The organism is Acinetobacter sp. NIOH-H-8, assembly GCF_046635365.1.
Classification (GTDB): domain Bacteria; phylum Pseudomonadota; class Gammaproteobacteria; order Pseudomonadales; family Moraxellaceae; genus Acinetobacter.
On the sequence record NZ_JBHDVN010000078.1, the window covers coordinates 1 to 10233 of the forward strand.

The 10233-nt window shown below is 40.3% G+C and carries 7 protein-coding genes and 3 pseudogenes; 7 read left to right on the plus strand and 3 right to left on the minus strand.

The window, feature by feature from the left end; genetic code table 11:
• The 3 genes and pseudogenes from ACEWB7_RS16410 to lipA form a co-directional block, all read right to left on the minus strand.
• Positions 1 to 100 (minus strand): annotated as a pseudogene (locus tag ACEWB7_RS16410) (IS5/IS1182 family transposase); the annotation flags it as partial.
• Between the two features lie 343 nt (positions 101 to 443).
• The gene (locus ACEWB7_RS16415) at positions 444 to 1535 is read right to left on the minus strand and encodes a hypothetical protein (protein WP_048881925.1); all 1092 of its coding nucleotides are present in this window, start codon (positions 1533 to 1535) and stop codon (positions 444 to 446) included.
• Between the two features lie 256 nt (positions 1536 to 1791).
• Positions 1792 to 2766: a lipoyl synthase gene (lipA, locus tag ACEWB7_RS16420; protein ID WP_075166809.1), complete on the minus strand. Its 975-nt coding sequence runs from the start codon at positions 2764 to 2766 to the stop codon at positions 1792 to 1794.
• A 342-nt stretch (positions 2767 to 3108) separates the two neighbouring features.
• On the opposite strand from lipA, the gene ACEWB7_RS16425 reads away from it, so the two are divergent.
• The 7 genes and pseudogenes from ACEWB7_RS16425 to ACEWB7_RS16455 form a co-directional block, all read left to right on the plus strand.
• Complete coding sequence (locus ACEWB7_RS16425; protein WP_253107455.1) at positions 3109 to 4071, plus strand: thiamine pyrophosphate-dependent dehydrogenase E1 component subunit alpha; 963 nt, start codon at positions 3109 to 3111, stop codon at positions 4069 to 4071.
• Positions 4072 to 4086: 15 nt separating this feature from the next.
• The gene (locus ACEWB7_RS16430) at positions 4087 to 5106 is read left to right on the plus strand and encodes an alpha-ketoacid dehydrogenase subunit beta (protein WP_048881927.1); all 1020 of its coding nucleotides are present in this window, start codon (positions 4087 to 4089) and stop codon (positions 5104 to 5106) included.
• A 1-nt stretch (position 5107) separates the two neighbouring features.
• A complete protein-coding gene (locus ACEWB7_RS16435; protein ID WP_411580968.1) occupies positions 5108 to 6643 on the plus strand; it encodes a 2-oxo acid dehydrogenase subunit E2 in 1536 nt (511 codons plus the stop codon).
• Positions 6644 to 6704: 61 nt separating this feature from the next.
• Positions 6705 to 8054: pseudogene (lpdA, locus tag ACEWB7_RS16440) on the plus strand (dihydrolipoyl dehydrogenase); the annotation flags it as partial.
• A gap of 11 nt (positions 8055 to 8065) precedes the next feature.
• Positions 8066 to 8851: an acetoin reductase gene (locus tag ACEWB7_RS16445; protein WP_076755016.1), complete on the plus strand. Its 786-nt coding sequence runs from the start codon at positions 8066 to 8068 to the stop codon at positions 8849 to 8851.
• Between the two features lie 21 nt (positions 8852 to 8872).
• Positions 8873 to 9931 (plus strand): 2,3-butanediol dehydrogenase, encoded by a 1059-nt coding sequence (locus tag ACEWB7_RS16450; protein WP_411580969.1) that lies wholly within the window; start codon positions 8873 to 8875, stop codon positions 9929 to 9931.
• A 215-nt stretch (positions 9932 to 10146) separates the two neighbouring features.
• A pseudogene (locus tag ACEWB7_RS16455) lies at positions 10147 to 10233 on the plus strand (IS1595 family transposase); the annotation flags it as partial.

A 10233-nucleotide genomic window follows, 5' to 3' on the forward strand; every position in this document is an offset into this window, starting at 1 on the left:
CAATAAAATTGCGTAAATTTGAGTTGTGGTGAATGGATAAATTACGCAGAATAACTTTCAACTTTTGCCAGTGTTGATCTGTCAGCATGGTACGAGGCATAGCGAATAGTAAAATTGGGTTTGGCGACTTGATTTTACTACTTCGCTATTTTTTTAAGCTAAAAGTGTCAACACACCCTAATATTTTCAAAATATTATTCAAATCATTCTGGATTTTTTATTGTACTAAATTCCTGAACCTACTACGCAAATTTAAATCAACATGCTTAAAATCACATTTTAATATCGTTATTGTCGATGGTGGTCAGGCTGGGCTTTCAGTGAGCCATTATTTCAAACTGGCCAATTCAAACACAATAAAGATCTTTAGATGAACAATTTCTATCTGCCACACAATAAAACCTTATTCAATAAAACTTTAGAGTTGAAGCAACAAATCAAATTTAAATCAGATTTGAAAAATAATTACGGTAGTTGCTGTCCTGTGGTAATAATTCTAATAAACGCTGTACCGCATCAATACGATCATGTGTTTGCCCAATAATCCGTAATAATTGATCGGTATCCTTTATTTGATAAATCAACTGGCTTAAACGGGCATCAAAACAATGTCTCCAAGTACTGAGTAAAGGGCTTTCTGATTTAGATAAAAAGCTACCTTTATATAGCGAGAATGTACTCGAAATAAGATTTGCATTTAATGATTGTTCAGCACGTAAAAAATCACATTGGACTTCACAGGTAAGCCTATAAATCCGAGCCTCAATTGAATGAGGTAATAGGCTACGAAGTTGTGAAAGCTCAGCCTTTAGGGTTTTTAGGCTGACATTACGCTCACCATAAAGGGCATAGTGTAACTCTTCTAAACCAATCCCGTACGGATACAAAGCTAAAATGCAAAGTATTTCAATTTGACGGTGAGTCAAGTTCAAAGTATGCCCATTAAATTGAACCCAGGGCGAACCTAGCGCTTTAATGTATAAAAAATTTTTCTGTTCAAATTTTATTGCTCGCTGTATTAAGTCTGCACAGCGTTCCACAGCAAGAATGCCTAGAGGGGTATGTTTTTTATATTTTGTGGAAAGATTGATAATGCCATGAAATTGACCTGAAGTCGGATCCCAGATAGGTGCTGCATAACAGACCCAATCACGAACGCTATCCATTTGGTTTTCATGAGAATATACACAACTTGATGTTTGACTATTTAATGTCATACCAATCGCATTGGTCCCAACCGCCTGCGTTGACCAATGGCCACCTTCAATAAAATGTACCTGTTCAGCAGAAGAAAGCATCGCGGAACTACTCCAGGTCCATAACAGAGTACCATGGTGATCTGTAAGACCAATTGCCATATCGGAATCATCAGCAATTCTTAATAAATCGGCATAATTATGCTGAATAGAGCGGCGGAATAGGGAAGTCTGATCTTCTTGAGGCAAAGCCAAAACGGGTGCAGCCTGAACAATATGCTGATTAATTAAATGTGTTGTTTGCAGCTTTTTTGCTGGTGCTGTATTGAACAGGTTCATATCATATTCCTTTATGATTAGACTGTAATATCTTTAAACTTCAGAAATCAATTTCCAGATCTATACTCATTCAATCTTTTCTTACGTGTACCAAATCATTTTTTCTTGGATTCGTTAAATAACCTTTTTTGGGTTTTACCAGCCTTTTAGCTACTTTAAAAGTGTTGTTATGGACTGGAAATGACTATTTTTATCTGAAGTGTTAATAAAAGTAACCATTATGTTGATAAATAGGATCCTTTAAATCATGAAAATGTCATTCACGCACGTAGGGCACAGGTACAGCCTCACCATAATACTGGCGGTCAGCAAAATAACTCGATCGCACTAATGGTGCACTCCAAATATTCTTAAACTCTAAGTGCTCTCCATGAGTTTGATAATGTTTAAACTCTTGCAATGTAACAAAACGATGAATTGGCGCATGTGATTTGGATGGCTGTAGGTATTGGCCGATTGTGACATAATCAATTTGGTAATCTTTCAAATCATTTAATAACGCAATAACCTCAGCTTCAATTTCTCCTAAACCCACCATCAAACCACATTTCGTTGGGATATCAGGGCAGTAGTGTTTAAATTTCTTAAGTAAATTCAATGAATGCTGATAGTCAGCGCCTGGTCGCATGGCTTTATACAGGCGTGGCACGGTTTCAATATTGTGATTAAAGACATCAGGTGGATTTTTGCTCAGAATTTTAAGTGCAATATCTGCGCGACCACGAAAATCAGGCACCAAAACTTCAATCAAAGTGTCTGGACTAGTTTGACGAATTTCTCGAATGCAATCTGCAAAATGCTGTGCACCGCCATCTTTTAAATCATCTCGGTCAACGGAAGTAATCACAACATACTTTAAGTTTAGATTCTTCACCGTTTCAGCCAAATGCAGTGGCTCGTTAATATCTAAGGCATTAGGACGGCCATGCGAGACATCACAGAATGGACAGCGTCGAGTACAGATATCTCCCATAATCATGAATGTTGCTGTTCCACTACCGAAACATTGCGGCAAGTTAGGACAAGCTGCTTCTTCGCAAACGGTATGTAGTTTTTGTTGTCTTAATAAATCCTTAATGATTTGGACTTCCTCAGGTCGACTAATTTTAGTCCGGATCCATTCTGGCTTTTTCGGTATCGTTTCCGTTGGAACAACTTTAATTGGAATACGCGCCATTTTTTTAGCGCCACGTAGCTTCTTTCCAGTTAATACTGGGTTATTTAAATCCATTTCAAACACTCCGTCGTTTAAAATAATTAATATTGAGCCTGATATTAAATAAGCTGCTTTAAATGCATTAATAATATTAAAACAGGGCAAAAAACTTATCATATAAAACAAAGGTTGGTTAAAGGTTTGTTTTTGTATATAGCTGAATAATATTAAAAAATTTACAAATTTCTTAATTTTATAAACCATTGTTTTTAATGTTTATCTTATATTTTTATGCATTATATTTTTTTAGTCTAATATGAAATTAAATAAAAATACTCTTATATAAATATACGATTTAAAAATCCAGTTATTCAATTTGGGATTTTCTTTTAAGCGTAGTTAATAAGGAATAAATATATGCAATTAACGGAAGAGCAATTGCTAGCAGCATACAAAAGAATGCGCGACATTCGTGAATTTGAGGATCGACTTCACGATGAAAACAATACAGGTGATATCCCAGGTTTCATCCATCTTTATAGCGGTGAGGAAGCTGTTGCCGTAGGGATCTGTGAAAATTTAACAGATAAGGACTTCATTACCTCAACACATCGTGGTCACGGACATTGTATTGCAAAGGGCTGTGACATTCACGCCATGATGCTAGAAATTTTTGGCAAAGATGATGGTTTGTGTCGTGGTAAAGGCGGCTCAATGCACATTGCGGACTTAGATAAAGGCATGCTCGGTGCAAACGGTATTGTGGGTGGTGGTCCACCTTTGGCTATTGGGGCAGCTTTAAGTGCTAAAACACTCAAAAATGGTGGGATTGGTCTATCTTTTACTGGTGACGGCGGTTCAAATCAGGGCTTAACTTTTGAAGCCATTAATATGGCTGTTGTGTTAAAGCTTCCTGTCATTTTTGTTTTTGAAAATAACGGTTTTGGTGAAGGTACTGCACATGATTATGCCGTAGGCAGTAAAGATATTGCAGGCCGTGCAGCAGGTTTTGGCTTACCCGCTGAAAAAGTAGATGGAACAGACTTTTTTGCTGTGTATGAAGTTGCACAAAAAGCCATTGAACGTGCCCGCCGTGGTGAAGGCCCGAGTGTGATTGAAACGGTAACCAACCGATTTTATGGACATTTTGAAGGTGATCCGGGGCTTATTCGTTCCAAAGAAGAACTGGATTATGTCAAAGAACATAAAGATCCATTGAAAATATTCCGTGAAAAAGTCAAGGATAAAATTGACGAAGCCAAACTGGATGCGATTGATGCCCAGTCTAAAGCCAATGTAGACGATGCCGTTGCAAAAGCACGCGCAGCTCAGTACCCAGAAGTCTCTCAGTTACTTACTGATGTTTACGTCTCTTACTAAAGGAATAGTAGAAAAATGCCAAATAAAAGTTATCGAAATGCGATTAAAGAGGCAATTGAATTAGAAATGCGCCGAGACCCAAGTGTCATTGTGGTCGGTGAAGATGTTCGTGGTGGACATGGTGGTAAAAATACCGATGATAATAAGCTGGAAGGTTTTGGCGGTGTACTTGGTGTAACCAAAGGCTTATGGACTGAATTTGGTTCTGAACGAGTCATTGATACTCCAATTACAGAATCAGCGATTATTGGTATGGCGGCAGGTGCTGCTGCAACGGGTTTAAGACCTGTGGCAGATTTAATGTTTATGGATTTTTACGGCGTGTGTTATGACATGCTGTATAACCAAGCAGCTAAATTTCGCTACATGTTTGGCGGCAAAGCCAAAGCGCCACTCGTTGTACGTGGCATGATTGGTGCAGGTTTTTCCGCAGCAGCGCAGCATTCTCAGTCGCCATATAACGTGTTTGCCTCAGTGCCTGGTTTAAAAGTGGTGGTGCCTTCAAGTGCCTATGATGTAAAAGGGTTGTTGATTCAAGCCATTCGAGATGACGACCCAGTAGTCTTTTGTGAACACAAGTTATTGTACGACATTAAGGGCGAAGTGCCAGATGAGTCCTACACTATTCCTTTTGGTGTCGCAAATTACACCCGTGAAGGCACAGATATCACCATTATTGCCTTAAGTTTGATGGTGCATCGTGCCAATGAAGTCGCTGATAAGCTCGCAAAAGAAGGCATTTCGGTTGAAGTGGTTGACCCTAGAACCATTTCACCATTAGATGAAGATGGCATTTTAGAGTCAGTAGCTTCAACAGGTCGTGTGGTGATTGTAGATGAATCAGCAGCACGTTGTGGTTTCGGACATGATGTGGCTGCGCTTATTGCCCAGAAAGGCTTTCATTATCTTAAAGCACCAATCGAGTTAGTCACTCCACCACACTCACCCGTACCATTTTCGCCAGTATTAGAAAAAGAATGGCTACCCAGTGTAGAACGCATCGAACAGGCTGTACGTAAGACGTTGGAGGCTTAGGATGAGCGAAATTAAAACCTTAGAAATCCCAAAATGGGGTTTGTCCATGGAAGAGGGCACGATTGCCCAATGGCTGATTCAGGAAGGTACGCAATTTAGTAAAGGACAGGAAATTTGTGAAATTGAAACCACAAAAATCGTCAATGTTCTAGAAGCGCCTTTCGATGGCTTGCTACGAAAAATTATTGCTAAAGATGGTGATACCCTTGTCGTAGGAGGAGTCATTGCAATTTGTGCAGACGCCCAAGTTTCCGATGCAGAAGTTGAAGCATTTGCACAGTCCTTAGGTGGAACACCTGCTGTAACTGAAAATAAAGCGGTAGTAGCGGTTCCTGAAAAAGTAACTGTGGCTCAAGTTGAAACCAAAGTACAAGCTGCTCCTAAACAGAACAGTGTTGGTAATGGATCAAAAGCGGTGACTCAGGGCGGATATTCTATTCCTGCTGCGTTACAAGGCTACCAACAAAGCGATGATATTTTTGCAACGCCACATGCCTTGAAATTGGCTGAAAAGCATAATGTAAACCTGTCTCAGATTACTGGTTCTGGACGTGAAGGTCGTATTAGTGTTCAAGATGTTCAGGCCGCAGTTCAAGCTGCTGGTGGTTCTTGGCCAGATGTGCGTCATCAAGCCAGTACCAAGGCCGCGAAATCTAAAGCAGATGATAATCAGGTTCTAGCCACACCTGTTGCCCGCCGTTTGGCAAAACAATGGGGCATTAATTTGCATGATTGTCGTGCATCGGGTTCACGTGGACGAGTCTGTAAGGAAGATGTTGAGGCTGTATATCAACGGGAAAACCCTGTACAAGCTCAACATACTGAGCATGCACATCCAGCAGAGTCAGCAAAATTCACCACCGTAGCTATGAATGGTATGCGTAAAGCAATCGCTGCACGGCTACAAGCGGCAAAACGCAATGCACCACATTTTCGCTTAACGATAGACTTAAATGTTGAGTCGGTTCAGGCTTTGCGTCAGCAAATTAACAGTACTGTACCGCAAGTCAAACTGTCCATTAACGATATGCTGATTAAAGCTGCTGCTGCTGCACTGATTAAAGTTCCACAAGTTAATGTTCAGTTTGATGAAGAGAATCAGCAGATTTTACAGTTTGAACAGGCTGATATTTCGGTTGCTGTAGCCATCGAAAATGGACTGATCACGCCAATTATTAAAGCAGCGAACCGTAAATCTTTGGCGCAAATTTCCAATAATATGCGTGATCTGGCGACACGTGCCAAAACTGGAAAATTGGCACCTGATGAGTTTCAAGGGGGCAGTTTCAGTATTTCCAATTTGGGCATGCTTGGTATTCAACAGTTTGATGCCATTATTAACCCGCCTCAAGGTGCAATTCTAGCCTTAGGTGCAGCAGAGAAACGTGCTGTCGTTGAAAATGATGAGATTGTTGTTCGTGAAATGGTGACCGCAACATTGTCTTGTGATCATCGTGTCATTGATGGTGCGTTGGGTGCTCAATTCTTATCGGCATTTAAGCAGTTTGTCGAAAATCCTGCATTAATTTTGGTGTAGGAGGAATAGTCATGTCAGATACACAATTTGATCTTGTGGTTATTGGTGCTGGTCCTGGAGGATATGTCGCTGCGATTCGCGCAGCGCAACTGGGATTAAAAACTGCAATCGTTGAAAAACAACACTTAGGCGGAGTGTGTCTTAATTGGGGATGCATTCCAACCAAGGCATTATTGAGCGGGGCTGCGCTTGCACAGCAGTTCAAACATGCAGGGCAGTTTGGCTTTACTCTTAACGCGATTGATTTTGACATTCAAAAACTGGTCCATCATAGCAGACAGGTTTCTGAGCAACTCGTGCAAGGTATCGGTCAATTATTGAAAAAAATCAAATCACTGTTTTTAACGCGGCAGCCCAGTTTATTGCCAAAGAGCAATTAGAGCTTACAGATGCGAATGGTCAAAAACAGCAGATTTCTGCACCGTATATTATTGTCGCAACAGGTGCACGTGCGGCCAATTTGCCTCATATTCCTGTAGATGGCCATCAGGTCTGGAGTTATAAAGAGGCTTTAGTTCCGGAACAATTACCAAAATCTTTACTGGTCATTGGTTCGGGGGCTATAGGCAGTGAGTTTGCAAGCCTATACCAAGACTTAGGCTGCCAAGTTACCTTGGTTGATATTGCAAAGCAGATTCTCCCTAGCGAAGACATTGAAGTTGCGAAGTATGTACAAAAGCAATTTGAACAGCAGGGTATGCAGGTTTTAACCGAAGCGACTGTAAAAAAAATAGAAACTGATCAGGCTCAAGTACATTGTCATATTGAAACTGCCACAGGTGTGCAAATCATTACTGTTGAAAAGGTGCTTTCAGCTATTGGCGTGAAACCGAATGCTGAAAATCTTGGCCTAGAAGCTTTGGGAGTTGAATTTGAGAATGGTTTTATTAAAGTCGACTCATGGTGTAAAACCAATGTAGTGGGCATTTATGCAATTGGTGATGTCGCAGGTGCACCGTGTTTGGCACACAAAGCCAGTCATGAAGCCATTCTTTGTGTGGAGAAAATTGCAGGCCTGAGTCATGTACATGCTTTAGATCGTACACAAATTCCGGGCTGTATCTTTACCCATCCACAAGTGGCCAGTATTGGTTTGACAGAACAGAAAGCGAAAGCTACGGGCTTGAATATCAATGTGGGTAAGTTTCCTTTACAAGCGAATGGTAAAGCATTGGCTTTGGGCGATAGCGCAGGATTTATTAAAACCATTTTTAGTCAGGAAACGGGTGAATTGTTGGGTGCTCACATGGTTGGACATGAAGTCACCGAACACATTCAAGGTTTTGCCATCGCGAAATACCTAGAAGCTACAGATGAAAGCTTAGCGCAGGTCATTTTCCCTCATCCTACTTTGTCTGAGGCGATGCATGAGTCGGTCTTGTCGGCGATGCAACGTGCAATCCATATTTAAGGAGTCGCAACATGCCTAGAGGTTTAAACAACAAAGTTGCTTTAATTACGGGTGCGGCACAAGGCATTGGACGTGGTATTGCCTTACGTTTAGCACAAGAAGGTGTTCATATTGCCTTGGTCGATCTTCATCAAGAAAAGTTAAATACTGTTCAAAAAGAGGTTGAAGCCTTTGGCGTAAAAGCCACCACATTTATTGCGGATATTTCAGATCCAATACAAATCAGTGACGCTATTAATCATGCAGAATCGACACTTAATGGTTTTGATATCATGATTAATAATGCAGGTATTGCACAAGTCAAAGCTTTGGCAGAAGTCACGCCGAGTGAATTTACCCAAATTATGAACATCAATGTCGGTGGTGTACTTTGGGGGATTCAAGCCGCAGCAAATAAATTTAAACAACGCCAACAGGCTGGAAAAATTATTAATGCATGCTCAATAGCAGGTCATGAAGGTTTTGCTTTGCTCGGTGTTTATTCGGCAACTAAATTTGCAGTTCGTGCATTGACGCAAGCTGCGGCTAAAGAATATGCCAGTGCTAAAATTACTGTAAATAGTTATTGTCCGGGTGTTGTGGGTACAGACATGTGGGTCGAAATAGATCAGCGGTTCTCTGAAATTACAGGTGCACCAATTGGTCAAACGTATAAAAAATATGTAGATAGTATTGCTTTAGGACGTGCTGAAACACCAGATGACGTGGCTGCATTAGTTGCATTTTTAGCCAGTGAGGATGCAAACTACATTACAGGTCAGTCTATTTTGACAGATGGTGGAATGGTTTACCGTTAACATCAATATAAGGAATACAAAATGAAAGCAGCTCGTTTTTATGATCGAGGGGATATTCGAATTGAAGATATCCCTGAACCGAAAGTACTTCCAGGCACAGTTGGAATTCAAGTTGCATGGTGCGGTATTTGCGGTACAGATTTACATGAATTCATGGAAGGCCCTATTTTTATTCCACCTTGTGGTCATCCACATCCAATTTCGGGAGAATCTGCACCTGTAACAATGGGACATGAATTTTCAGGCGTAGTTTATGCAGTTGGTGAGGGTGTAGACGATATCCAAATTGGACAACATGTCGTAGTTGAACCCTATATTATTACGGATGATGTCCCGACTGGCCCCAATGATAAGTATCATTTATCAAAAAATATGAACTTTATTGGTTTAGGCGGACGCGGTGGTGGTCTTTCTGAAAAAATTGCAGTTCAGCGGCGTTGGGTACATCCTATTTCAAATGATATTCCTTTAGACCAAGCAGCATTGATAGAACCTTTATCTGTCGGTCATCATGCCTATGTCAGAAGTGGCGCAAAAGCTGGCGATATCGCACTGGTTGGTGGAGCAGGCCCAATAGGCTTACTTTTATCTGCTATTTTAAAGGCTAAAGGTCTCACGGTCATCATTACTGAACTGAGTGCAAAACGTAAAGAAAAAGCGATAGAAGCGGGTGTTGCCGATTATGTACTAGACCCATCTAATGTTGATGTAGTTGCTGAGGTAATGAAAATTACAGAAGACCGCGGTGTAGATGTCGCTTTTGAATGTAGTAGTGTCAATAAAGTCATGGATACACTCGTTGCAGCAATGAAACCAACTGGTGTAGTCGTTATCGTTTCTATTTGGAGCCATCCTGCCACAATTAATGTGCATAGTGTGGTGATGAAAGAACTAGACATTCGTGGCACGATAGCTTACGTCAATGACCATCAGGAAACTATTCGTTTGGTTGAGCAAGGTAAGATTAATCTAGAACCTTTTATTACCCAACGGATTGCATTAGATGATCTTGTTTCTAAAGGCTTTGAAACATTGATTCATAATAATGAGTCTGCTGTAAAAATTATTGTTCATCCGTAGTAACGCCTAATTTCAAAGACAAATTTGAATAAGCTAGAGATAAACTCTATGTAGCTATTTTTAATATTTATAGCGATAGGAAATGAGTCTGTATTTACAAACTCATTCTCATAATAGTGATTGGAAAACTCTATTTTTTAAGAAGAAATTGACAACACATAATGTATAATTTAATTGGCTCTAGACTAGCAAAATGATTATGTTAGTCTAGAATCATGATAGAAAACAGTAAATTAAGTCACTACAAGATTAAAAAAATTATTCAATGCTTTTGTGTTGATATTCCTGCTTCCAAAACAGCC

Excerpts from the sequence above, each read along its gene's own strand:
- ACEWB7_RS16415 (WP_048881925.1), bottom strand. The coding sequence starts at position 1,535 with ATGAACCTGTTCAATACAGCACCAGCAAAAAAGCTGCAAACAACACAT.
- lipA (WP_075166809.1), bottom strand. The coding sequence starts at position 2,766 with ATGGATTTAAATAACCCAGTATTAACTGGAAAGAAGCTACGTGGCGCT.
- ACEWB7_RS16425 (WP_253107455.1), top strand. The coding sequence starts at position 3,109 with ATGCAATTAACGGAAGAGCAATTGCTAGCAGCATACAAAAGAATGCGC.
- ACEWB7_RS16430 (WP_048881927.1), top strand. The coding sequence starts at position 4,087 with ATGCCAAATAAAAGTTATCGAAATGCGATTAAAGAGGCAATTGAATTA.
- ACEWB7_RS16435 (WP_411580968.1), top strand. The coding sequence starts at position 5,108 with ATGAGCGAAATTAAAACCTTAGAAATCCCAAAATGGGGTTTGTCCATG.
- ACEWB7_RS16445 (WP_076755016.1), top strand. The coding sequence starts at position 8,066 with ATGCCTAGAGGTTTAAACAACAAAGTTGCTTTAATTACGGGTGCGGCA.
- ACEWB7_RS16450 (WP_411580969.1), top strand. The coding sequence starts at position 8,873 with ATGAAAGCAGCTCGTTTTTATGATCGAGGGGATATTCGAATTGAAGAT.